Raw genomic sequence first — 25416 nt, 5'->3', positions numbered from 1 at the left:
GGAGGAACGCACCATGTTAGATGCTGATACAAGGCGAGACATAGAAGATCTTAAAAGACAATTGAAAACCTATGAGGATGAAGAGGCTCAGTTGCTAAAAGAGCTGGAAGTTTGTCGTGCACGAAAAACTGAAGTAAAGGACAAGCTTAAAGTGTTGAGCGATGACGATAAGTATCAACAGGACATGTTGGCTATGGTCTACCAGCAACGACATGGTCTAGGTAAGTCTAAGAATCCCGAAGAATAAAATGTACATTTTATGTGGCACCGTATTTGCGGTGCCATTTTTTTATTATTATAATAAATGCAAGCTGAAGTTGCGTAAATGCAAATGTAAATTGGTAGAAAATAAATGCAAGAAAGATAAACTTCTAAATATAAAAGATTGAAAGGAGGATAATAACATGAGTTTTGCGGAAAATCTAAAAGAAACAAGAAAAAGAAATCAAATGTCTCAGGAAGAATTGGCAGAGATGCTGGGGGTAAGTAGGCAAGCTGTCTCTAGATGGGAATTAGGCGATGGTTATCCAGAAGTAGAAAAGCTAATTATTCTGGGTGAAAAGCTTAATGTCTCACTAGACTATTTGTTACTTGATAAGAAAGAGTTTGATGAAACAGCCCCTGATAAAGAAAGAGTACAGTCCTCAAATAGAACTATTAGAATCACATCACCAAATGAAGGAGTAATAATAGACACAACCCTCGTTATGCGCTCCCAGGAATTCAAGGGCTCAAAGAATAGCCCAAAGTATGCTCTTTTTGCATCAGAAAAAGGAAATTCAATATTTGGCCCTCTAAATAGATTCTTAGGTTGGTACAGAGACATTGAGAATATCACAAAGGAGATTGAAGAAATCAATCAAGCAATGGATAAAGGCGAGGCATCATATATTTTGAGGTATAGTGTGAAGTGCAAGAGGAAGTTTTTGAAGGTTGAGATGGAGTGAGTAATAGTTAAATTCCACTGATAATAGTTACAAGCTGTATAAATAGATGAATTAATATGGTACAGTTATAAAAGGTAGTTTGAGGTAAAGGGGGATGTTATGTTAACTATTTTAGCAGCAGGACAAGGGCACACAGACATTGTAATATGGATTTGTATAGGTGTGGCTGTATTTGGAGGTTTACACATAACAAAAAAGAAGTAATCATCTACGCGAGGAGAATATGCACTTATGAAACGAATACTAATATTTTGTTGTACTGGATTTGAGATGATGGAGTTTGCTCCATTCTACGACGTGGCCGGTTGGGCAAAAAGCGAATACGGCTTTGATGTAGAAATCGATACATGCGGATTTACTAAAGATGTAAAAAGTGCATTTTGGGGAACAGAAATCAAGGTAGATAAATTAATCGCAGAGGTAAATGTGGATGACTATGATGCACTTGCAATTCCTGGAGGAGACCATCTCTATGGTTTCTTTGGCGAGGCATACGACGAGAGATTTCTAGAGTTAATTCGTAAATTCGATAATAGCAAAAAGGGAATAGCAAGTATTTGTGTGGCGGCCCTTCCAATAGGAAAAAGTGGTGTGTTAGCCGGAAGAAAAGCTACTACTTATCATCTTGCAGATGCCTATAGACAAAAGGAATTAGCAGGCTTTGGTGTAAATGTAATACCTGATGAGCCAGTTGTAATAGATGATAATATAATCACCTCATATTGTCCGCAGACTGCACCGGCAGTTGCTTTTGAGATGATGAAAAAGCTCATTGGAGAAGAGAAAGTAAACGTAGTAAAAGAAGGAATGGGTTTTGATGAAATTAATATTTAAAAACATTAAGAAAAAATTATATACATTGGCTTTAATTGGAGCAATGCTTTCAGCAGCCTGGACCAATTATGTCGTTGTAGATGCTGAGGAATATGTAGCACAGCAACCAGCTATAGCATTTGATGCAGCAGGATGTCTTGTTGCAAATAATGCAACTGGAAGAATCATATATTCACAGAATGCAGATGCCGTATTGGAACCTGCTAGTACTGTAAAAATCATGACGGCGCTTTTGACAGTGGAAGCTATCGAAAGAGGAGATATTGCATTAGATTCTCCAGTACTTGTGAGCAGTACAGCATTAGCGAGCCTTCCATCAGATGCTAGTCATGTGGAGCCAAGACTTATGGCAGGAGAGGCGCTCAATGTAGATCAGCTTTTATCTGCTATGATGGTAAGCTCCGATTGTCAGGCATGTAATGTGCTTGCTGAATTATTAGGTGGTTCGGTACCAAATTTCGCAGCCATGATGAATGCTAGAGCAGCTCAGCTTGGATGTGTAAATACCAATTTTACGAATCCTTCTGGTTATCCAGATAATAAGATGTACACCAATGCGACAAGCTTGTATTTAATTACTGCAGAGGCTATCAAGCATCCGCTTTTTAACAAGTATTTCGGATTACAATCTGCTGTGATTCCAGCAACCAATTTATGTGTTGCACCAAGAATACTAGTTAACACAGACGCCTTGATGATACCAGGAAATATTTACTACAATCCAGCAGTAATAGGTGGCAAGACAGGAACAGCAAATAGAGCAGGTCAGTGCCTTGTCAGTGTTGCCGAAAGAGATGGTAAGAAAGTTATTTCTGTAGTGCTAGGTGCAAGAAACAGAACTATGATAGATGGCAATGTTATTTCCATGAGATACTATGAGAGCAATAGATTGATAGAGCACGGATTTAATAATTATTGGTAAATATAGTGAGAGATGAAAGTAGGAGTGATTATCAACAGACAATTATCATAAACCCCTTCAACATGAAAGCACCCTAATTGCGGGGTGCTTTTTACTATGGATTTTATGTGCTAAACTATATAAATACTGAAAATAATTTTGGAGGTAGTTATGGGCGAGAGATTAACCAAAGGTGATATAGAAAAAATACAGGCAGAGATAGATGAGAGAAAGCTGGTTATCAGACCAAAGCTTCTAGAAGAGGTTAAGGAGACAAGAGCGCAGGGCGATTTATCTGAGAACTTTGAGTATCATGAGGCAAAGCGTGCTAAAAATATGAATGACAGCCGTATCAGATATTTGGAGAAGATGCTTAAATTTGCAGAGGTTGTAGATGATTCAAGTGCCGAGGATGAGGTGGGAATTAACAACACAGTTACCATTTACATTCCAGAGGATGATGTGGAGGAGACTTATAAGCTTGTCACATCTATCAGAGGCAATTCTCTGAAGGGACTTATTTCAATAGAGTCGCCTCTAGGTGCAGCAATTAGAGGCAAGCACGTAGGCGACAAGGTAATGGTAAAAGTTAATGATGATTATTCCTACGAAGTAGAGATTAGGAACATAGATAATTCATCTACAGACGAGGATGACCAAATTAAAAGGTATTAAATTAAAGACCTAAGTTCGATAGAATTTAGGTCTTTAAAATGTTATAGTAAAGATAGGTTTTTATGGGTAAAACTGAGTAAGCATCTTAGAGGGGTGCGATAAATAATTAATAGTTAGGAGATTTATTTAAAAATGGCAGTATTAAGCAATTGTAAGCCAGAGAGAGTATTTCATTATTTTGAGGAGATTTGTAGTATCCCACATCCTAGTTACCACGAGGAGAAAATTAGCGCATATCTAGTAGATTTCGCTAAGGCTCACAACTTGGAGTATTACCAGGATGATTTATACAATGTAATTATGATTAAAGAGGCATCTGAGGGAATGGAAAGTGCAGCTCCACTTATTCTTCAGGGCCACATGGATATGGTTGCTGAGCAGGAGCCTGATTGCAAGAAGGACATGCTCACAGAGGGGCTTGACTTAGAGATTGTTGATGGGTTCGTTACAGCTAAGGGCACAACACTTGGGGGCGATGATGGAATTGCAGTAGCTATGATTCTTGCAATTCTTGAGGATGATCAGCTTAAACACCCACGCCTAGAGGCAGTTATTACCGTTTCAGAAGAGGTTGGAATGGAAGGAGCGGCCGCTATTGATGTTTCAATGCTCAAAGGTCGCAAGCTTCTTAATCTCGACAATGAAATGGAAGGACAATTCTTAGCTGGTTGTGCAGGTGGATGCAGAATGGAGATTAAGTATCCATTTGTAAAAGAGTCAGTTAAGGGGTCATTAGTTTCAGTAGATGTTAAGGACTGCACTGGTGGTCACTCAGGTGCAGAGATTAATAAGGGCAGAGCCAACGCTTCATTTATGGCTAATAGACTTTTAGCTGCAGCAGTTGAGGTTTCTGATATTAATCTTGTAGATTTTGTTGGTGGTACAAAGGATAATGCTATCCCTCGTGCTACATCATTTAAGGTAATTGCTTCTGATGAGGCTGTTAAGGCAATGGAAGCAGAGGCAGCTGCAATTAAAAATGAATTTGCTATCACAGATCCTGATATGAAAATCGAGTTTAAGAATGAGGGTGATGTGACAGTTGATGGCGTAAGTGCCGCAGACTCTAAGCGTATTGTTGAGCTTTTATTATCTATGCCAGATGGAATTCAGGCAATGAGCCATGATATTGAGGGTCTTGTTGAGACTTCTCTTAATCTCGGTATTTTAAAGCTTAATGAGGATCATCTTTTATTTGCAAGCGCTCTTAGAAGCTCAGTAGACAGTGCTAAGAAGGCTCTTATGAGAAAGGTGTCAATGGTTGCTAAGGCATACGGTTGTGATGTTTCAGCTCATGGTCAGTATCCAGCATGGGAGTACTTGAGAGTCTCAGCTTTTAGAGATGAAGCAGTTAAGATTTACAAGGAAGTTACAGGTCAGGATGCAGTAGTTGAGACTATTCATGCAGGTGTTGAGTGTGGTCTTTTAGCATCAAAGCTTCCAGGACTTGATGCAGTTTCAATTGGACCAGAGATGTACGATATTCATACTCCAAAGGAGCGCCTTTCTATCGCTTCTACAGAGAGAATATACAATTATGTAAGACGAGTTATAGAGGAAAGTAAATAATTAATTAGGGGTTACTAGGAGGAAGGAGAAGAGACTATGTTTAGAATCGGAATGCTTACTAGTGGTGGTGATTGTCAGGCTCTTAACGCAGCTATGCGTGGAGTAGTTAAGGGTTTGGCTGCAAATGTTAAGGATTTGGAAGTTTACGGATTCTTCAACGGCTACAAGGGTCTTATTTACGGGGATTACAGACTCCTTACTAATCAGGATTTTTCAGGAATCCTCACAAGAGGTGGTACAATTCTTGGTTCTAGCCGTCAGCCATTTAAGCTTATGAGAGAGCCAGATGAAAACGGTCTTGATAAGGTAGAGGCTATGAAGTCCAACTACTACAAGTTGAATCTTCAGTGTCTTGTTATCCTTGGAGGTAATGGTACACAAAAGACCGCCAATCTCCTTAGAGAAGAGGGCCTTAACATCATTCATCTGCCAAAGACAATCGACAATGACATCTACGGTACAGATTTTACATTCGGTTTCCAGAGTGCCATTGATATCGCTTGTAACACTATCGATTGTATTCATACAACAGCGTCTTCTCATAGCCGCGTATTTATTGTAGAGGTTATGGGACACAAGGTAGGCTGGCTTACACTTTATGCAGGCGTTGCATCAGGTGCAGACATTATCCTCCTTCCAGAGATTCCTTATGATATTAAAAAGGTAATTAAGGCTATCAATCGTCGAGCAGAAGAGGGCAAGGGATTTACCATTTTGGCAGTTGCCGAGGGAGCTATTTCCAAGGAAGACGCCAAGCTCTCTAAGAAGGAATATAAGAAAAAGCTTGAGACCTCAAAATTCCCATCAGTTTCTTATGAAATTGCAGATAGAATTCAGAAGGAGACAGGTATTGAGGCTAGAGTTACAGTTCCTGGTCACATGCAGCGAGGCGGTAGCCCAGATCCATATGATAGAGTTCTTTGTACTCGACTTGGTTCTGCAGCAGCTCAGGCTATCATGGATGGTGATTACGGCAACATGATTGCTATGGTTGATGGCAAGACTAAGAGAGTTCCTCTTGAAAAGGTAGCTGGCAAGCTCAAGATGGTTGAGCCAGATTGCCAGATGATTCAGGAAGCTAAGAGAATCGGCATTAGCTTCGGTGACTAATTTTAGAATAATTTAGGGTAGGTAATTGTTATGTCCTATATGGCATTATATCGAAAGTTCAGACCACAGACATTTGACGATGTTAAGGGTCAGGACCACATTGTTAAAACACTTCAAAACCAAATAAAAAATGACCGTATAGGACATGCATACCTATTTACAGGTACACGAGGTACTGGTAAGACCACAGTAGCCAAAATCCTAGCTCGCGCCATCAATTGCGAGAATCCAAACGAGGACGGTTCTCCTTGTATGGAATGCGCTATGTGCAAGGCTATCACTGATGGTACATCCATGAATGTTATTGAGATGGATGCTGCTTCTAACAACGGTGTAGACGACATTCGTACTATTCGTGAAGAGGTTCAGTACCAGCCAACAGAAGGTAAATACAAAGTATATATTATTGATGAGGCTCATATGCTTACTGATGCAGCAGAGAATGCACTGCTTAAGACTTTGGAAGAGCCTCCTTCTTATGTAGTTTTTATTCTTGCAACTACTGAGGTAGATAGGCTTCAGATTACAATACGAAGCCGCTGCCAGAGATATGATTTCCATCGTATTTCAATTGATACTATTGCTGCTCGTCTTACTGATTTGATGAATCAGGAGGGCATAGAGGTAGAGGACAAGGCAATCCGCTATATTGCTAAGGCCGGAGACGGTTCTATGCGTGATGCCCTTAGTCTTATGGAGCAGTGTATTGCATTTTACATGGGTCAGACCCTTACTTACGATAATGTACTGAAGGTCCTTGGGGCCATTGATACCGAGGTATTTTCTCGACTGACACGTAGCATCGTAAATGGTCAGATAACAGGTGCTATTAGCATTCTCGAGGATATCATCAATCAGGGTCGAGACCTAAATAAATTTGTAAATGACTTCACTTGGTATTTGCGAAATCTTATGTTGCTTAAGAGTTCAGATGATATGGAAGATGCCCTTGAGATGTCTTCCGAGAATTTGGCACTTCTTAAAGAGGAAGCCCAGATGGTTGACACAGAAGTGTTAATGAGATACATTCAAGTCCTGTCTGTACTTTCTAACGACATTAAATTCGCAAGCCAAAAGAGAGTTTTAATAGAGATTGCTCTTATCAAGCTTTGCAAGCCTGAGATGGAGCAGGATATGTCGGCACTTCTTAATAGAATGGCCAACTTAGAAAAGAAGGTGGAATCAGGTGTGCCAGTTGTTATGGCATCCCCTGTAGGAGACACAGGAGCTACACCCAGTGTAGCAGCAGCGCCAGTGAAAAAGGAGCCACTTCCAGCTGCTGTTCCTGAGGAGGTCAAGCAAGTATCAGCTCGCTGGAGTTCAGTACTTGGCAAGATGCCACCTAATATCAAGATGTATCTTAAGGAAGTAAGCACCGTCACTGTTAATGAGAGCGGAGAGCTTCTTCTGATATTCGATCAGCCACAGGGCTCAGAGCGAATCGCAGGAGATTTCGTAAACAGACCTGAGGTGATTGATGAGATAGAACAGGCAATTGAATCTATGATTCAAAAGAAAGTGGTTGTTAAGGTTGAGATTAATTCAAGTGGAATTAGTTCCCAGAACACCAAGACAGACGTCAGAGATTTCTTTGCAAATGTAGGCATTGAAATAGAACAAGAAGAATAGCAATTATTTGATTGTTAGATTTTATATTTACGGAGGTAACAAAAATGGGAAAAGGTAGAGGCGGATTTCCAGGTGGTGGAATGCCAGGTAATATGAGTCAGCTTATGAAGCAGGCACAGCGTATGCAGCGTCAGATGGAAGAGGCTCAGGCACAGCTTGAAGAGGCTGAGATGACAGGTACAGCTGGCGGCGGAGTTGTTGAGGTTACAGTTTCTGGTAAGAAAGAAATCACAAAGATTAAAATTGATCCAGAAGCAGTTGATCCAGATGATGTTGAGATGCTTGAGGATCTTGTTATGGCAGCAGCCAATGAGGCACTTCGCAAGGTTGATGAGGTAAGCCAGGCTAGCATGTCTAAATTTACAGGTGGTTTAGGATTTTAATCTAGATGGAATACTATAGCAGGGAAATTAGTAATTTAATAGCAGAACTAAGTGACCTGCCTAGCATTGGAAGTAAGTCAGCCCAGAGGCTGGCTTTCCATATATTAGGTATGGATGAGGAAAAGGTCAATGACCTTGCCAATGCCATTGTTCAGGCACGCAAAAATGTGCGTTACTGTAAGGAGTGCTTTACTCTTACTGACGATGAACTGTGTCCAATCTGCTCCAATCCAAAGCGCAATAAAAATGTGATTATGGTAGTAGAGGATACGAGAGATTTGGCAGCCTACGAAAAAACAGGCAAGTTTGACGGAGTTTATCATGTGCTTCACGGAGCTATTTCTCCTATGGCAGGTATAGGACCTGGTGATATCAAGCTCAAGGAGCTTATGGTTCGCTTGCAGCAAAACGATGTGCAGGAAGTTATCGTAGCTACTAATTCATCACTTGAGGGTGAGACTACAGCTGCTTACATTAGCAAGCTCATAAAGCCAACAGGAATCAAGGTCAGCAGAATTGCATCCGGTGTTCCAGTTGGAGGCAATCTAGAATATATAGACGAGGTTACACTGCTTAGAGCACTTGATGGCAGAACAGAACTATAGTCTTTCTTAGGGAACTTTTACTTGAATGAGATAAAGGTTCCTTTTTTGCATGATAAGGAATTTCTTTGGGGTACTATTGAGGTGATTTCTGGTTTTATCACTGGAGATTTTGCCGTGGGAATAAATACTTTTTAAGAAGGAGGGGTTCTTATGTGGTTAGTATTTGCTTTTTTATCTGCAGTATTTGCGGCACTTACTTCAATACTTGCAAAAGTAGGAATTGAAGGCGTTAACTCTAATTTGGCAACTGCAATACGTACAGTAGTGGTAGTTATTATGGCTTGGGGAATAGTTTTTATGACCAATGTACAAAGCGGTCTTGGTTCAATCAGCCGTAAGAGCTGGATATTTTTGATATTATCTGGACTTGCTACTGGAGCTTCTTGGCTATGTTACTACAGAGCATTACAGACAGGAGAGGCATCAAAGGTAGTGCCTATTGATAAGTTGAGTGTGGTAATCACTCTGATTTTGGCATTTATTTTTTTACACGAGCAATTTACAATTAAGTCATTAATAGGGTGCGTATTGATTGGCGTAGGTACCTTGTTTATGGTTTTGTAAGAGACAGGAGTTCTTTCCTAGAAGATAGATTTAAAGGAAGCAAACAATGTTAAAACTAAAGCTAGATAATTTGTTAAAAAGATTTATAAAAGGTAAAAGAGTACATCTCAAGGCGGTTGGAGTAGCAATAGTTGTTATTTTGATAGTGATTTGTTTTAAAGGAATCACCGGCAGAGATGGCAGCGTGCATGCTAGAACGGAAATCGATAGGGAGAGTACAGTGAGTAAAACCGTAGATGGGGTGGAGGATGCTAGTCCTCAGGTTAATAATACACAAGTACTTCCAGTAGCAAAAAAAGGAGAGACAATCATGAATACTGCAGACGTTAAGGATAAGGCTAATTTTTACGCAGTAGAATTTACAGAGGAAAGCGAGATTTTTACAAGAATAAAAGGAAAGTCCTACAAGGATAACTGTACAGTTCCTTTGTCAGATTTGAGATATTTACATGTTTTGCATGTAGGATTTGATGGGAAGAGTCATGATGGAGAGATTATTTGCAATAAGTATATAGCAGATGATTTGCTTGAGATATTTGAGGAGCTATACGAGGCAAAGTATCCTATAGAAAAGATTAAGCTGGTGGATGAGTACGATGCAGATGATGAGGCATCTATGGCAGATAATAATTCTTCTAGCTTTAATTTTAGATACATAAGCTATACTACTAAGATTTCAAAACATGGCTACGGCCTAGCAATGGATATAAACACACTTTACAATCCATATGTTAAAACAGTTAATGGCAAGCTTAGCATAGAGCCTGCCAATGCAGCAGACTATGTGGATCGGAGCAAGGACTTTGATTACAAAATAGATGAAGATGATTTGGCATACAAGCTTTTTATAGCCCATGGTTTTGAATGGGGAGGAAGCTGGAAGAGTTCAAAGGACTACCAGCATTTTGAAGTACCAGACTCTGTAGTGAAGACTTTGTATAAATAAATGGTTCTAGGAAGTGGGGCAAACCAAATTGTTCTAGAGGTTGATTCGTGGGAGACGGCTTTTGCCGTCTCCTTTTTGTATGTTGAGTTGTTGCAGTTAATGATTGTCAGGAATTGGTAGACATGTGGATAGATGTAATAGCTGATATGTCGTTATTTGTTTTGCTAAATGTCTTATAGTGCAACATATTATATGTTGTGGGGAAAAGTTGATGGGGATTTACGGGGATATTTCAAATATTCATTTTATACCCGTAGTCCAGAGGAATTCAAAAAAGCCAGAATCGAAAACCTACGGGTAAAATTTAATTTTTGGAATTTGCACCGTAGGGAATTTTTGAAGGCTACGGGGATTTTTCGGAAAGTGTAAATAAACCCGTAGACTAACTTAGTTTGAAGAAACCCGATTACGGGTATTTTAGAAAAAAAGAGAAAAAAACCGTAAATGAAAAATTTTAGGACCGAAAAGCTACGGTGCAAATCGCGATTTTTAAAAAATACCCGTAGGTTTTGGATTCTGAAAAATTTTTAGAGGGATAATGAGCAGAAAAAAGAATTTTACAATATAAATTGGTAAAAGAGAGCGGTAGAAAGTCCGCTATTTGCATACGAAAGGGGTCATAAGCGAAAAGTCAGATAGAAAACTCCGAGTAAATATTTTAGAAAAACGTCCGACATATATGTTGTCAGAGGAATTATCTGATGATTTAAATACCCTGGAGGAACTATATGCAAATAGAAGGACTCAAGGTAAAGGATTACATCAAAACAGAAGGTACAGGCGACCAATTATTGGCCGTGGGAACCAGCGGTATCAAGGACGATAACAAAGCAAATAATAATAAGGAGCTTAGAGCTCTTAGTGTAGATAATGCATTTTATGATAATAAGGGAAAGATGACTGATGAGGAGTTCGTAAAGGATATGAACGAGGCATCAGCTCTTGGCATGTCTACAGTTAATGCAGTAAAAAATGTAGAGCGCACTTGGGATGAAGAGGCAACAGCTAAAACTAGAGAAGATGGACATGACCCTATGGACATGGAGCCAGAGACACTAGTTACTGTAGTGGATGAAATAAAGATGAATCTAGCTAAGGCTGGGGCAGATATCTCTAAAATGGGTGGTCTTTCAAAGGCTGAGATTGAGGCAATGTCGGGTTCAATTTCTCAGGCAGTAGAGATGACAAATGGTCTTGGGGATACACTTCCAGTTGAAGCTCAGGCTTATCTTGTAAAGAATGAATTAGAGCCAACAATTACTAATATATATAATGCAACATATTCTGCACCTGCTAATCCAGTGGCAGAAGAAACAGAAGAGGACATTATTGGTCTTCTTGAAAAACTAGGCGATAAGTTAGATTCACTTATAGAAGAGATAGAGAGTGAACAATCAGAGTCTGCGCAAAGACCAATGTCACCAGCTGAATTGAAAGAGATGGTGGCGACCATGATGAAGCAAGATGTTCCTGTTACAAAGGAGCATCTTGAATACATGGCACAGCTTAGCGAGTATGAAAAGCCAGAGGAAGCAAATATCGTAAATGCGATATCTGACATAATAGCAGAGGGAAAAGAGCCACAGGATGCATATCTTATTCCTGGTTATTCTCTCATGGATCAGGCTAAGAAGACTTTTGCAGAAGTAATGGGAATGGATGTAAATCAGCTACCTACTATTACTGCTCAAAGACAGCTTACTGAGATTCAACTTACAATGACAGTAGAGGCTACTTTTACCATGATGAAAAATGGTATAAGTGTAAATACTAATGACCTGTCTGATTTACTTGATAAATTAAAACTTCAGGAGACAAATCTCCTTCAAATTCTTATGAAGGCAGAGAATAAGGAAGCAACAAATTCCAATGTAAATCTTTTCAAAGAAGTAATGAATAACATGGCAGAGATTCAGTCTGCCCCTGCAGCAGTCTTTGGAAGATTCTCAAATATTGGAATGGAAACATTCTCCTATGTACATCAGGTCAGCGTATCTGTTACTGCTGAGTACTCACGTATGGAGATGACTTATGAGGCAGTTGGAACAGAGGTACGAGCAGACCTTGGTGACAACATTAACAAGGCATTTAGAAATGTAGATGACATTTTAGATGACCTTAGTATTGAAGTGACTGAATCTAGCCAAAAGGCTGTTAGAGTACTTGCATATAATGAAATGGAAATTACAGCTGAGTCTGTTACATCAATGAAGGCATCTACAGAGTTGGTAGCTAGAACATTTAAGAGCATGACTCCAGCAGTAGTAGCTGAGATGATAAAGCGAGGCAATAATCCTCTTGATATGACTATGAATGAGCTGAAGGAAACTGCAGAAAATATTAAGGCAGAAACTGGAAGCACATCAGACGAAGAGGGATTTGCAAAATTCCTTTGGAAGGCTCAGCACAGTGGTGATATTACTGAAGAAGAGCGAGATGCATTTGTAGGAGTATATAGACTTCTTCATCAAGTAGAAAAATCTGATGGGGCAGCAATTGGCGCTCTTATTAGTCAGGGAACAGAGGTTACACTCAGAAATCTTATGACAGCAGTACGCTCTAGCAAGCATACAGGACGGGATTATGAGATCAATGATAAATTCGGTTCCTTAGATGAAATGGTTGTAAAGGATTTATCTATCACAGAGCAGATAGAAAAGGTATTCCTTACTAATAGATGTCGCGATGCAAAGGAGGCTATGACTCCTGCTAAGATGCATCAGGTAGGACAGGAAGAAATTCTTGATATGAATCCTGATGAGTTTGCAACAGCTATGGAGCAGACTACTTCAGAAGCTGAGGCTCAGGCTGAGGTCCAGTACAATGAGTACATTACAAGCCAGCTTAAGCAAGCTATGTCAAGCAGCGCTAATGTAGAAAATATTTTGGAGCAGTTTAATATACCAAATTCTGCAAATATGATTTCTGCTGTTCAGGCTTTGATGCAGGATAGCAACACAGTCATTAAAGATTTGTATGGCAGAGCAGCTAAGCAGCAGGATATGGATATTCAGGATTTGATTGATTTGGCATACCAGAGATTTTCTGATGCTTGCCATACTCCTGAGGAGATGGCGGAGGCTGAGGAGGCCCTTGGCACACTTGCAGAAAATGTCATGAAGAAAATGATAGAAATGGAAGATGTACGCACTATCGATATGGATTCCATGAAGCTGGTTGTGCAGCAGTCAAAGGCTATCAGAGAGATGGCAAACAGTGGAGAGACATATCATATTCCTATTATGGTGGCTGATGAAGCTGGCAATATGAACCTGCGAATTGTCAGAGGAAGTGGAGAGTCTGGACTTATTAAGATGGCTCTTTATCTTCAGTCAACAGGAACAATCTCTACCACATTTAGATATGAGGCAGGAGAGGTAAAAGCAAACGTAGAATGCGAGAGTGCACAGACTAGAGAAATGTTTGCAACGCAGGCTCCTATGATTGCAAATACAATGCAGCAGGAGACAGGATTTTCATTTAGTTTTTCATTTACAAGAGTAGAGGGTGTCAGCGTGACAGACGTGTATAATTGGCAGCTTGGCAACTTCCAGGTGGAGGAAAAACGTGACAATGAAATCCAGACAGAAGCCCTTTATGGCATTGCCAGAGGCTACATAAAAGTAATGAGTGAGATGTTTATGTAGCCATTTTAATGGACAAAAAATTTTAATCGGAAAACATACAAAAGCTTGGTTAAGTTTGGATGTATCCCTCCGATAATATTTGTGTAAGGACATGGAAGACCTATACAATTTCAAAAAAACACCGCACGGATGCTAGACTTGTTTTACGGCTATTAGGAGGCAGCATATGCGAATTAACAATAACATGTCAGCGGTGATTACCAATAATCAACTTCTTGGTACTGAGAGTTCCCTTTCAGACGTAATGGAAAAATTAAGCTCTGGTTTTAGTATTAACCACGCATCAGATGACCCATCTGGTATTGCTATTGCGGGCAAAATGCAGGCTCAGATAGATGGTTTAAATCAGGCTTCGACAAATGGTTCCGATGGTATTTCGGTTCTCCAGACAGCTGAAGGTGCTTTAAACGAAGTAACAGATATGATTCAGAGAATGAGAGAATTATCTGTTCAGGCAGCAAATGGAACTAACTCTGATTCTGAGCGAGAGGCTATTCAGAAAGAAATAGAATCTCTTCTAGATGAAATCGATAGAGTCGCAGCGACAACAGAATTTAATACAATAACTCTTTTAGATGGATCACTAGATTGTAGAACATATGGAAATGATGTTACTAGAATTGCCACATCAAATGATGTTCCATCTGGTATCTATCAGCTTAAGATCACACAGGCAGCTCTTAGAGCAAAGACTACAATAAACGCTACAACAGCAGGAACAGTTGTGGAGAACTTCGATAATACTTTTAAGAAAATCGAGACTACAACAACTGTTAATGTTCCAGGGCTTACAGCATTTAATTACAAGGATTTCATTGACCAGACAACTTGGGAAACAGTGACTAGAGACTATTCTGGTGCAACAACAGTTACAACAAGTACTGGTACTAAAAATGGTCTTGGATTATCAGGCTCAATTGCTATAAATGGATACCCAATGGAGTTTGCACAGGGCTCATCTGGTGAAATGGTATATGGGCAGTTGAGAATGGCATGTGAAAAGGGCGGAGCAGTTATTTCTGATTTTGACGATCCAGATGGACTTTCAATTTCATCATATAAATATGGTGATAATGCAGAGTTAGAAATCGATTTTTCTAGCGTGGAATTTGCGAAGGCTCTCGGATTTGATGAGAATGTTTTGGCAAAGGATGAGGGCGGAAATACTATTCCAAAGTTCTTGGGAACAGGAACTGATGCCAAGATGACACTCTTTAAAAAGGGTGATGTAGATGACACCGGAAAGCTTATCGACACAGAATTTGGTAAGCAGGCAACATACAAGACTGAAGGTAGACGTGTAATCATCACAGATACAAAGGGCTTTGAAATGTCGTTCTTTGCAGATGATGGATACACAGGAAATGTCACATTAAATGTTACTGACATCGGTTCAATGGCACTTCAGGTCGGTGCTAATGAGGGCCAGCAGATGAAGGTCAGAATTGCAGCAGTAACAACACAGTTTATGTACATAGACGATGTGGATGTGACTAGAGCAAAAGGACCAGAGGATGCGATGGACGCTCTCGGAGACGCGCTTAGCTATGTAACAGCAGTTCGCTCACAGCTTGGTGCATACGAGAATCGTCTTGATCATACAACAAAATCTCTTGATGCCACTGCGGAAAATATGACCTCAGCGATTTCAAGAATAGAAGATGCCGATATGGCTACAACAATGGTGGAATACACTAAGTTAAATGTACTTGAGCAGGCAGGTGTATCTGCACTGGCACAGGCAAATGAGCTTCCACAATTAGCTTTACAGCTTCTTCAGTAAGATTTTATAGCGTCATTAGCCCGATGGGGCGACGACAAAGAGCTAGTTTTATTAGGAGTGATAGTGAATGAACAGAGATAAGATTTCAGCTTTTACCTTAAAAATTGCTTCGAGCAATGGATGTGGCTTGATTTCAATTCTTTATGACATTTATGAAGAATATGAAAAAGATGCCATTGACGATTTTAAGGCTGGGAATGTAGACAGTGCAATTGAGGCAACAAAAAAATGTGCCGAGGTTGTCAGTCACCTCCAGAAAGATTTAAATTTTGAATACAAGGTAAGCGGAAATCTGTACGCGCTCTACGATTACGTACAGCGAAATGTAGCAAAATCCATTTATAAAGCTAACTCAGACGGATTGAAAGAAGCTAAAAAGGTGATGGATGAACTGGGCGATGCGTTTGAACAGCTAGCAGAGCAGGACAAATCCAAGCCACTAATGGGCAATACACAAAAGGTTATAGCAGGTATTACCTATGGAAAAGGCACATTAAACGAAAGTTTGATGGGCAACCAAGCTAGTAGAGGCTTTTGGGCATAAAGTAATATTGATATTTCATGACTCTCGACTCGTTCGGGAGTCTTTTTTTATGCATAACTAACAAAATTTCAAATAGTCAAAAATAACAAAAATAAATATAGCGAGAAATGCTCTGTATTTTTTCCCAGGTGGAATTTATAATTCTCCCCGAAATGGAGGTGAGAAAAATCAGCACATTCCTGATTTGGAGCATTCTTACCACTGGTTGTTTATTTGACGCCAGGGATTACAAGATTCCAAATGAGCTTATTATACTTGGCTATATAGGAGGATTACTTCTAAATATACATAGCTATCAGATAATGGGAGTTGCCATTTTTATTACAAAAGCAATTTGGCCAATCCTTCTACTTTCTCTGCTGACTGTAGTAAGGGGATTAGGTGCGGGTGATGTGAAACTATTTTCTGTTATGTCTACGATGGTGGGGGCAGCGGATCTAGTTACTACATTTATATACTCGGTTATGATTGCTGGAGTCATAGCGATAGGGCTTTGTATAAAAAATGGGCATATAGTAAAAAGAAAACTTCACTATTCTTACTATATTGCGGCTGCATTTTTTTTACTGCAATACAAACAGGGATAGATGGAGGTTAATATGAAAAATTTGGAAATAGCACTGTGCGATTCATGCACAGATTACATTCTCAAATTCGCTTCTTTTCTTATGGAGCGCTCAAAAGTCGGGGTACATATATTTACAACCCCAGAGAGTTTTTATTCAGATGAAAACGATTATGATATCGCAATTATGTCTGAAGAATTTAAAGAGATAATGAGCTTTAGACCTAAGGGGCTCTTAAAGGAAAAATATTTCCTATGTGAGAATCAAGAATTAGAGCAGGATAACTATATTTTTAAATATCAATCAGTAGAAAAGATATTTAATAGAATTCCTGGTTTGAGAGATACAAAAGCTAGTATTAAAAAATCTAATGAAAAATCTAATGTAACAGCTATTTACTCGCCTGTTACTCATGAACTGCAGTTGCCATTTGCAATGGCACTGTGTCAATCATATAGAACCTATGGAAAGGTTTTATTCATAGATCTTGAGGAGATTTCTATTTTGACTTCCCTAATAGGAAGTAACAATAGCTTTAATCTGATGGATCTTCTATACGAAATTAATACTAATTCAAATGCTTTTGATTTATCTAAATATGTACAGAGTTTTATGGGATTTGACTATGTTGAGCCTTTTACTAATCCAAATGAGATAAGTGAAATTGATGAGGACACTTGGAGAGATTTTTTCAATGCACTTCTTAAAGAAAACTATGACCAGATTATAGTTTTATTTGGAAGGACAATAAATGGATTTTCCAAATTTATTGACAGCTTTAACAAGCTATATGTGCTAGGAAAATCGGGAGATTATTTCAAAAGAGCCCAGGAGCAATTCTTTGATTATTTGGAAAAACTTGAGGCGAATGTGGATATAGAGGAAGTAATTTTGCCTATGTCTGCAGGAAATTTGTCTGATGGTGCATATCACATAGAGGAATTGTTGCAGGGCAATTTGGGAGTGTTTGTGAAAAAGATGATGAATGCTAATGGAAAAAATGAAATTAAAATGTGTGGATAGTTTAGAAGAAGAAATACGAAGACAAACAATGGATGAAATTGATTTGTCTTATGACGTAAGTGATGAAGAAATTCTTCGAATAATACAGGAAAAAATAATCCTAAAATCGAAAACTACACCCCTTTCTCTTAAGGAAAGACAGTATATTGAAAATCATGTCTTTAATTCCTTGAGAAAACTGGATGTACTAGAAGATTTACTGATGGATGAAGAGATAACAGAAATTATGATAAATGGCCCGGATAATATTTTTATAGAAAAAAAGGGCAAGGTTATCCATTCGAAGGAGAAGTTTTCATCTGAAGAAAAGCTAAATGACATTATTCAAAATATAGTTGCAAACAGCAACAAGATAGTAAATGAATCTAATCCAATAGTGGATACAAGATTAAGTGATGGCTCCCGAGTAAATATTGTGTTAAAGCCAGCCGCTGTGGATTATCCGATTATTTCAATCAGAAAATTTCCTAAGGAGCAGATGACTATGGCAAAGCTTCAGGAGTTTGGATCAATATCAAGGGAACAAATTGAGTTTTTAGAAAAGCTTGTTAAGGCAAAATACAATATTTTTGTGTCGGGTGGCACTGGCAGTGGTAAGACCTCATTCCTCAATGCATTAGGAGAATTCATTCCTTCTGATGAGCGAGTGATTACAATTGAAGATTCTGCTGAGCTTCAGCTCAAAAAGGTTGAGAATCTAGTAAGACTTGAAGCTCGTAACGCAAATCTGGAAGGGAAAAATGAGATAAGCATTAGAGACTTGCTTAAGTCATCACTTAGAATGCGCCCAGACAGAATTATTGTTGGAGAGTGCAGAGGTGCAGAGGCACTTGAGATGCTACAAGCATTTAACACTGGCCACGATGGAAGCTGTTCTACCGGACATAGTAATTCCTGCAAAGACATGTTATCTAGACTAGAGACCATGGTCCTTATGGGGGCCGAAATCCCTCTTCCTGCAATCAGACAGCAAATTGCATCAGGTATCGATATTATTGTTCAGCTGGGGCGACTTAGAGATAAGAGCAGAAAGCTGCTTGAGATATCAGAAGTAGAAGGAATTGAGAATAATGAGATTAGATTAAATACACTGTACAGGTTTAAAGAAAATGGAGAAAAGGAAGGGAGGATTGTTGGTGAATGGGAAAAAGTGGGAAAACTGATTCACACAGACAAGCTATCAGCAAGAGGTCTATCACTGGAATAGGCCAAGGGTTTCTTATCACTATAGTTATAGCTTTCCTTTTTTATAAATCTATTTTTGGACTAATAGTAGGTGTAGTGGTGGTTCCATTTTGGCTAAAACTCTGTCAGGGAAAATATGAAATGGAAGAAAAAGCTAGGGTATCAGTTGAATTTAAAGAGTACATGATGCTTATTGTTACAGCTTTGCAGACTGGTTATTCATTGGAAAAAGCGTTAAAGCAATCAGAAAAAGAACTATTACGTTTATATCCCAAAAATTCAGCAATCATTAATCCAATTCATGTTATGAATCAAAAGATTGCAATGAATATACAAGTAGAAAAAGCTTTTTCAGAATTAGCGGAAACCATTGAGCTGGAGGAAGCTGTAAGCCTGGCAGAAATTATATCCTTTGCAAAAAGAAGCGGTGGAGATTATGGAAAAAATATTAGGGATACTGCAATTAAGATAGAAGAAAATCTGGCAGTAAAAGAAGAGATACAAACCATAACCACTGAAAAGCGTTTAGAACTAAAAGTTATGAGCGTAATGCCAATGGGAATATTGGCGTATATATCATTAACTTCAAGAGGATTTATTGCGCCATTATATGGCAATTTGCTAGGAGTTATCTTGATGACAATTTGCCTATTTATTTATGGGGCACTGATAGTTATGGGAGGAAAAATAATTGATATCAAAGTCTAATAATAAATCACAGCCGATTAACACAAAAATCATTTTGACAATTGTTGTGATTGTTGGAGTTTTGATTTTGCTCTATGACTACAAAAGCGCCAAAAAAGATTTTGCAGGGATAATTCCAAGAAATGAATCTGGAGGGCCAAAGGTGAATGAGAGTCTAGAGGTAGAGTTTCTTGATCAAAACCAAGAAGTCACCTTAGAGGTATCAGCCAAGGGACTTAAGGAAAAGGACATAGAAAAGGCATTTAGTGATGCAGTAAAGGAAATTGACAAAACATATTTAGGTAAGAATAAATCCGCTGATAGGGTATCAGATAACTTGAATCTGAGAGATACATATGCAAATGGTCTTGTGGAAGTAGAGTGGAATTTTGATGTCTACGGATATATTTCAGCAGAAGGGATTTTAGACAAAGAAAAGATTCCGGAGGAAGGTCAGCTTGTGACTCTCACAGCCATAATGTATTGCCAGGACAGGGAGCAAATATACAGCTTCTGTGTAGTGGTGGTACCAAAGGGAATGGATACATTAGAAGGCCAGTTAAACGCAATCGAAAAAGCAGTAAAAAATCAAGATGAAAAGACTATGGAAGACGATAATCTTATACTTCCAACCAAGGTGGAAACCATGGATATAAAGTGGAGTAGAAAGATGGATTATCGAGGACTACAGTTGATAATTCTTGGTTTTGTATGTGTAGGTGCTTTATCAATTGGCAAAAAACGCGATGCTAAGAAGGAAAAAGAAAAGAGTATTGCGGATATGGATATGGACTACCCAATGATAGTTAGTGAGTTATCAATTTTGATGGGCGCAGGTATGAGTTTCAGGAAGGCGTTAGAAAGAATTGTACTGAAGTATACAAACAATGTCAGGGCTGGAAAAACTGAAATACGTCCAGGATTTGAACAAATGGTAATTACCTACAGAAGAATGTCTGATGGGTTAAGCGAGATACAGGCCATTGAAGAACTGGGAATGAAATGCGAAAGCAAAAACTATCGAAAGCTTTCAATGCTTCTCAGCCAGAATCTCAGAAAAGGCTCAAAAGATTTGATAGATTGTCTTGAAAAGGAGCAGCAAAATGCTTTTGAACTAAGAAAACAAAGGGCTATACGAGCAGGCGAGGAAGCATCTACTAAACTTTTGATTCCCATGGCAGGAATGCTTTTTATCGTAATTGTAATTTTAGTGGTGCCTGCTGTATTGCAGATAAATATCTAAAGGAGAGGAAAGAAATGAAGAACTTTTATTTAATGAAAATTAAGAATAGAATTTGGAATTTTATTGAAGAAGAGGATGGAATCGGAACAGTAGAGATGATTTTGATTCTGGTGGTACTTATCGGATTAGTACTCATTTTTAAGAGCCAGCTTACTTCGTTAGTTAATACAATTTTTGACAAGATTAATTCTCAGGCTGGAAAAGTATAGTGGCTAAGGGATCACTTACAGTTTTTTTATCGTTAATATTAGTTTCTGTTATGACCCTTCTGTTTACAATGTCTGAATGTATTAGATTTGTATCTATTGATTCTATGGCGCAGGAATATACTGACATGGCAGTTGAGAGCGCTTTCTCAGAATACAACCCATATTTATGGACTAATTACAAAATACTGGCAATTGATTTGGGTTATGGAACAGATAATCTAGGACCGGGAATATTTGAAACTAAAACTGCTGATTATTGTCAAGTGAACTCAAATATTGACCAGGGAAATAACTACGCAAGACTGATGGTTAATGGTTGCGAAGCTTCAAGCTACGGTCTTTTGACTGATGGAAATGGTCAGGTGGTAGTGGCCCTTGGGGCAAAAGCTGCAGGCTATGGAATACCATCTCAATTAATAGATGCCTATAAAGCAAATGTAGATGAGATAAATGGAATAGAGAAAGTGCCTGTAGAGGACAATGCTAAGTCCAGCAAAAATCAGTTAGATGGTGCTAGAGCTGCAAATGCTGAAGCAAAAAGAAGGGCAGCAGAAGATGATGACCCAGATACAGATCCAGATGATATTCCAAGCCCAGGAAGTGTAGAAGATGACCCGTTTGATGCCTTCAACACAATTCGTGAAGCATTTTCAAAGGGTATTTTAGTTACAGTTATTTCGGAAGACAGTATGTCGGATTATGAAATAAATACGGACCAACTTCCTTCTCATAGAAGTTTAAATGCAGGGTCAATGGAAATAACAGAGAGCAATGGGCTAGTGGATAAAGCTTTATTTATAGATTATCTATTAACCAACTACAGCTGCTATACAAATAATCTAAAGCATGATGGTATGCAGTATGAGCTTGAATATTTGATTGCTGGAAATAAATCTGATGTGCAAAATTTAGCTTCTGTTGTTGAACAGATTTTACTTATCAGGGAAGCTACAAATTATATGACTATATTGCGGACACCGTCCCTTGAGAATCAGGCAGATGCAATAGCGCATATATTGGCAGGATTTACCCTTAATGAGGGGATAATACAAGCTGTCAAATACGGAATTATTGCCGCATGGGCTTACGCAGAAAGCACCATGGATGTTAGAACTCTCCTGTCAGGAGGAAAAATTCCAATCATGAAAAATCTAGATCAGTGGAGTTCAGATGTATATCATTTATCGACCATAGCAGATGTAAATACGAAAGCAAAAGAGAGTGACACAGGCATTGGCTACAAGGAATATCTTATGGCATTTTTGGCAATTAGAAGTGAATCAACCCTTGGAATGAGAGCGCTTGATGTCATGGAAAATGCACTGGGTCATACAGAAGATTATAAAAGTGTAAAAATGGACAACATGCTTTATGCAGCAGATATGACATTAAGTTTCACATCTGAAGAAATGTTTTTATCGATGTTTAATCAAGCTGAGAGTACAAAAGGATATTTCATTTCAAAGAAAAAATATTTGTCTTACTAATCATAGAAAGGAGGTGTAAAAAGGTGTCTCTAAAAATCAGAAAAACTATTCCCCATAATTCAAATAAGAGTGTATGCCGGCCGCCAATTGGCAACACTTCAATTTTCAAAATCATATCAAAAAAATTCAAATCGCCTATATGTAATATAAATTCTAAAGAGATGCCTTTTTATGCCTCCTTTCAAAAAGCTAGTTACACAATAGAGGCAGCAGTAATAATGCCTTTATTTATCACATTGATGGTCTTTGGAATGTTTATTTTTAGGCTGCTTCAAGTACAAAGCGGCGTTCAGCATTCGATAGATACGGCAAGTAGAATGATGGCAATTACCCTTGGGAATATATCCAATGAGGGCGAATCAGATAAGGATGTAGAGATTAATCCTGATGATGCAACCTTGGGTAGTTTTCTTACTAGTGAAGGGATGAAAGTAGCTGCGATAGGATATGCCCAAGCTAATATTTCAAGTAATAAAGTACCGGTTGAGTTTGTGGATGGCGGTGCCCTTGGATTTAACTTTTTTGAAAGTAATGTAGAAGGAAATTATATTGATTTAAAAGTAACCTATACAATGACATTCCCTGTTGGATTGCTGGGTGACTTTTCTTTTGATGTTTCTCAAAGGGCAAGAAATCGAAAGTGGGTAGGATACTCGAAAGCAGAAAACACTACAGATGGCCTTTATGTATATATAACTGATCATGGAGAGGTTTATCACTCTAGCATGAATTGTACATATTTAAGACCTTCAGTACATAGAGTTCCAATGGGAGATTTGGTCAGCAGAAGAAATAATGGTGGAGCAATCTATTATGAATGCAAGCGCTGCAAAAATGTAAAACCAAATGGATTTGTATTTTTAACAGATTATGGAACAGCTTTTCATAATGACCCAAATTGTACAGAAATAAAACATAACATAAAAAAGGTGTTATACGAAGAAGTAAAAGATAGTATGAGGCCATGTAGTAAATGTGGCCAGACTCATTGATGGAATAGGAGTTATTATGCGAGAAATTGGTTTGATTATTTTCTATGGATTGACCGCGTTTGATGATATAAGAACAAAGCAGGTGCGAATACTTGAAATTATAGTATTTGGAATACTTGGAATAATTGTAAATGTCATTTGGCCGGTTAAATCGGTTGAAAGTATTATATGCGGCCTTCTGGTTGGAATAGTTCTATATATTTTCAGCATACTTACAAAAGAAAAAATTGGTAAAGGAGATTGCTTTATCATAATGGTAAGTGGCTTATATCTTGGATTTATTGATGTTTTAATACTGATTTGGATAAGTTCATTTCTAGCACTTATTTACGGATTGATTAAAATCAAAAAGTTAAAAAAGGATAGCAGCTATGAAATACCATTTGTACCATTTTTGCTGAGCGGATTTCTATTGATGTATGGAATTCATAGTTTTGGGAGCTTGATTATATGAAACTAAAAGGGAGTTATACGGTAGAGGCTACAGTAATAATTAGTGTGAGCCTGATATTATTTGGACTTGCTGTAGCACTTGCCTATGAATTGTTTAAAGAGAGCATTAATTACGTAGCTCAGGCCGGAGAAAATTATGATGCGGTGCGAATGTTTAGACTAAAAGAAGCTGCCATGGATGTAATTAATGCAATTAGGGATTGAGTTATGGAAATTAAATATATAAGAAAACACAACGATAGTTTCATGACAATTATTGATGAGGCTAATGCTGTTGAATATGAAACAAAGATGATAGATTCAAATGACATATCCATTTTGCTTGAATATTCAATTATAGAAATCGATGGAACAACACAGTATAAATACAATATTAGCCGAAAAGAAAATCTACAGGATTATTTGGAAACTAGAGATTACTCTTTAGAGGCGATTGAAAAAATAGTGCTCAGTCTGCAGATTGGATTATCAGAATTGGAAAAATATCTGATAGATGAAAGCCATATTTTCCTTGAAAAAGATACTATTTTTCTAGAGAAAACAAATGCCGGAGAGAGATTATCATTATGTTACTATCCGAAGGATAATGGAACTATTCAGCAGCAATTTCGGGTTTTGATGGAACATATCGTTTCGAATTTGCAGGGAGGAGACAGAAAAAAAGCGGAGCATATCTATGCTATATACGATATTTGTCTTAAGGAAGACTACACCCTTGAGGAGGTGTTAGATTACCTGCAGAGCAATTCAGAGGAACAGCCTGAGATTGTAGTTAATAAAATTGAATTTGATGATGGTTTTGATGAAGACCTAGAGGACAATAAAATAGAAGATTATTTTGAAGATTCCAGTGAAAGCCTATATGACTATTATGAGAAAAAGAAGAAGAAAACATTAGGTGGAAGACTTTTATCGCTAAACATATTTGATGGCATAAAAGGATTATTGGAGAAAAAAGGTGAATCTGCCATATCAAAATCACTGAAATTTGAGGACTTTATTATAGAACCAGATACAGAAATCGAAGAAAAGACAGTATTGTTAAAAGATAGTAAGCCAGCTGGGAAACTGGTTTACGATGGCAGAGATGGAGCAGAGGATGATTACATCATTACAAAGGATATTTTTAGAATTGGTAGCTCTAAAACCAATGATGCAATATTGAATTCAAAAGCAGTGAGTTCCTCCCATGCCAAGATATACCGTGAGAACGGAGAGTATTTTCTTGAGGATATGAATTCATTAAACGGAAGTTATATCCAAGGTGGCATTTTAAATTACAAAGAGAAAGTAAAATTAAAGTCCATGGATGTAATCAGATTCGCCGATGTATCCTTTGTGTTTATGTAGCCCCATGTTGTTATCAGCCTCCTAATTTGGTACAATATTCTAAGTTTCGGGTGTTTGTACCCATAATTAGTTAGGAGATATGGA

The 25416-nt window shown here is 38.3% G+C and carries 26 protein-coding genes; all 26 read left to right on the top strand.

Going from position 1 to position 25416, the window contains the following annotated elements; translation table 11 throughout:
- Positions 1 to 13 precede the first annotated feature (13 nt).
- Entirely contained in the window at positions 14 to 247 is a 234-nt protein-coding gene (locus tag F0Q01_RS08565; RefSeq protein WP_090153026.1) for a hypothetical protein, read from the top strand.
- 157 nt (positions 248 to 404) lie between these two features.
- Positions 405 to 947: a helix-turn-helix domain-containing protein gene (locus tag F0Q01_RS08560; protein ID WP_090488163.1), complete on the top strand. Its 543-nt coding sequence runs from the start codon at positions 405 to 407 to the stop codon at positions 945 to 947.
- Positions 948 to 1178: 231 nt separating this feature from the next.
- Positions 1179 to 1781: a DJ-1/PfpI family protein gene (locus F0Q01_RS08555; RefSeq protein ID WP_090488161.1), complete on the top strand. Its 603-nt coding sequence runs from the start codon at positions 1179 to 1181 to the stop codon at positions 1779 to 1781.
- Positions 1765 to 2703 (top strand): D-alanyl-D-alanine carboxypeptidase family protein, encoded by a 939-nt coding sequence (locus tag F0Q01_RS08550; protein ID WP_090488159.1) that lies wholly within the window; start codon positions 1765 to 1767, stop codon positions 2701 to 2703. Before F0Q01_RS08555 ends, F0Q01_RS08550 begins: the two co-directional genes overlap by 17 nt.
- Before the next feature lie 150 nt (positions 2704 to 2853).
- Complete coding sequence (locus F0Q01_RS08545) at positions 2854 to 3357, top strand: GreA/GreB family elongation factor (RefSeq protein ID WP_090152991.1); 504 nt, start codon at positions 2854 to 2856, stop codon at positions 3355 to 3357.
- Between the two features lie 132 nt (positions 3358 to 3489).
- Complete coding sequence (locus tag F0Q01_RS08540; RefSeq protein WP_090488157.1) at positions 3490 to 4926, top strand: aminoacyl-histidine dipeptidase; 1437 nt, start codon at positions 3490 to 3492, stop codon at positions 4924 to 4926.
- A 36-nt stretch (positions 4927 to 4962) separates the two neighbouring features.
- The gene (locus F0Q01_RS08535; RefSeq protein ID WP_090152986.1) at positions 4963 to 6036 is read left to right on the top strand and encodes a 6-phosphofructokinase; all 1074 of its coding nucleotides are present in this window, start codon (positions 4963 to 4965) and stop codon (positions 6034 to 6036) included.
- A 30-nt stretch (positions 6037 to 6066) separates the two neighbouring features.
- The gene (dnaX, locus tag F0Q01_RS08530; protein ID WP_090488155.1) at positions 6067 to 7665 is read left to right on the top strand and encodes a DNA polymerase III subunit gamma/tau; all 1599 of its coding nucleotides are present in this window, start codon (positions 6067 to 6069) and stop codon (positions 7663 to 7665) included.
- Positions 7666 to 7709: 44 nt separating this feature from the next.
- Positions 7710 to 8048 (top strand): YbaB/EbfC family nucleoid-associated protein, encoded by a 339-nt coding sequence (locus tag F0Q01_RS08525; protein ID WP_090152981.1) that lies wholly within the window; start codon positions 7710 to 7712, stop codon positions 8046 to 8048.
- A gap of 5 nt (positions 8049 to 8053) precedes the next feature.
- Positions 8054 to 8653, top strand: a complete 600-nt coding sequence (gene recR / locus F0Q01_RS08520) for a recombination mediator RecR (protein WP_090488153.1) — start codon at positions 8054 to 8056, stop codon at positions 8651 to 8653.
- Between the two features lie 150 nt (positions 8654 to 8803).
- Positions 8804 to 9217 (top strand): EamA family transporter, encoded by a 414-nt coding sequence (locus F0Q01_RS08515; protein WP_090488151.1) that lies wholly within the window; start codon positions 8804 to 8806, stop codon positions 9215 to 9217.
- A 46-nt stretch (positions 9218 to 9263) separates the two neighbouring features.
- Complete coding sequence (locus tag F0Q01_RS08510) at positions 9264 to 10163, top strand: M15 family metallopeptidase (protein ID WP_242941851.1); 900 nt, start codon at positions 9264 to 9266, stop codon at positions 10161 to 10163.
- A gap of 728 nt (positions 10164 to 10891) precedes the next feature.
- Entirely contained in the window at positions 10892 to 13810 is a 2919-nt protein-coding gene (locus F0Q01_RS08505; protein WP_090488149.1) for a DUF6240 domain-containing protein, read from the top strand.
- A 166-nt stretch (positions 13811 to 13976) separates the two neighbouring features.
- Positions 13977 to 15593 carry a flagellin gene (locus F0Q01_RS08500; RefSeq protein WP_090488147.1) on the top strand — a complete coding sequence of 539 codons (1617 nt, stop codon included), beginning with the start codon at positions 13977 to 13979 and terminating at the stop codon, positions 15591 to 15593.
- A 67-nt stretch (positions 15594 to 15660) separates the two neighbouring features.
- Positions 15661 to 16137 carry a flagellar protein FliS gene (locus F0Q01_RS08495; RefSeq protein ID WP_090152968.1) on the top strand — a complete coding sequence of 159 codons (477 nt, stop codon included), beginning with the start codon at positions 15661 to 15663 and terminating at the stop codon, positions 16135 to 16137.
- A gap of 128 nt (positions 16138 to 16265) precedes the next feature.
- The gene (locus tag F0Q01_RS08490) at positions 16266 to 16724 is read left to right on the top strand and encodes an A24 family peptidase (protein ID WP_163927202.1); all 459 of its coding nucleotides are present in this window, start codon (positions 16266 to 16268) and stop codon (positions 16722 to 16724) included.
- A gap of 12 nt (positions 16725 to 16736) precedes the next feature.
- The gene (locus F0Q01_RS08485) at positions 16737 to 17726 is read left to right on the top strand and encodes a hypothetical protein (protein ID WP_090488144.1); all 990 of its coding nucleotides are present in this window, start codon (positions 16737 to 16739) and stop codon (positions 17724 to 17726) included.
- Entirely contained in the window at positions 17695 to 18933 is a 1239-nt protein-coding gene (locus F0Q01_RS08480; protein ID WP_330388730.1) for a CpaF family protein, read from the top strand. Before F0Q01_RS08485 ends, F0Q01_RS08480 begins: the two co-directional genes overlap by 32 nt.
- Positions 18867 to 19619 (top strand): type II secretion system F family protein, encoded by a 753-nt coding sequence (locus tag F0Q01_RS08475; protein WP_090488140.1) that lies wholly within the window; start codon positions 18867 to 18869, stop codon positions 19617 to 19619. The genes F0Q01_RS08480 and F0Q01_RS08475 overlap by 67 nt, the downstream gene beginning before the upstream one ends.
- Positions 19603 to 20841 (top strand): type II secretion system F family protein, encoded by a 1239-nt coding sequence (locus F0Q01_RS08470; protein WP_090488138.1) that lies wholly within the window; start codon positions 19603 to 19605, stop codon positions 20839 to 20841. The genes F0Q01_RS08475 and F0Q01_RS08470 overlap by 17 nt, the downstream gene beginning before the upstream one ends.
- Before the next feature lie 14 nt (positions 20842 to 20855).
- Entirely contained in the window at positions 20856 to 21050 is a 195-nt protein-coding gene (locus tag F0Q01_RS08465; RefSeq protein WP_242941850.1) for a Flp1 family type IVb pilin, read from the top strand.
- Positions 21050 to 22537, top strand: a complete 1488-nt coding sequence (locus F0Q01_RS08460; RefSeq protein ID WP_090488136.1) for a DUF5702 domain-containing protein — start codon at positions 21050 to 21052, stop codon at positions 22535 to 22537. Before F0Q01_RS08465 ends, F0Q01_RS08460 begins: the two co-directional genes overlap by 1 nt.
- Before the next feature lie 23 nt (positions 22538 to 22560).
- Positions 22561 to 23529 (top strand): TadE/TadG family type IV pilus assembly protein, encoded by a 969-nt coding sequence (locus F0Q01_RS08455; RefSeq protein ID WP_143096649.1) that lies wholly within the window; start codon positions 22561 to 22563, stop codon positions 23527 to 23529.
- A 16-nt stretch (positions 23530 to 23545) separates the two neighbouring features.
- Positions 23546 to 23983 (top strand): prepilin peptidase, encoded by a 438-nt coding sequence (locus F0Q01_RS08450; protein ID WP_090154141.1) that lies wholly within the window; start codon positions 23546 to 23548, stop codon positions 23981 to 23983.
- Positions 23980 to 24186: a hypothetical protein gene (locus F0Q01_RS08445; protein ID WP_090154139.1), complete on the top strand. Its 207-nt coding sequence runs from the start codon at positions 23980 to 23982 to the stop codon at positions 24184 to 24186. Before F0Q01_RS08450 ends, F0Q01_RS08445 begins: the two co-directional genes overlap by 4 nt.
- A 3-nt stretch (positions 24187 to 24189) precedes the next feature.
- Positions 24190 to 25332 carry a DUF6382 domain-containing protein gene (locus tag F0Q01_RS08440; protein ID WP_090488132.1) on the top strand — a complete coding sequence of 381 codons (1143 nt, stop codon included), beginning with the start codon at positions 24190 to 24192 and terminating at the stop codon, positions 25330 to 25332.
- Positions 25333 to 25416: the final 84 nt, after the last annotated feature.

This window comes from Pseudobutyrivibrio xylanivorans (genome assembly GCF_010906925.1).
GTDB lineage: Bacteria > Bacillota > Clostridia > Lachnospirales > Lachnospiraceae > Pseudobutyrivibrio.
The sequence above is the reverse complement of the archived record's forward strand: the minus strand, read 5'-3'. Positions and strand labels throughout refer to the sequence as shown.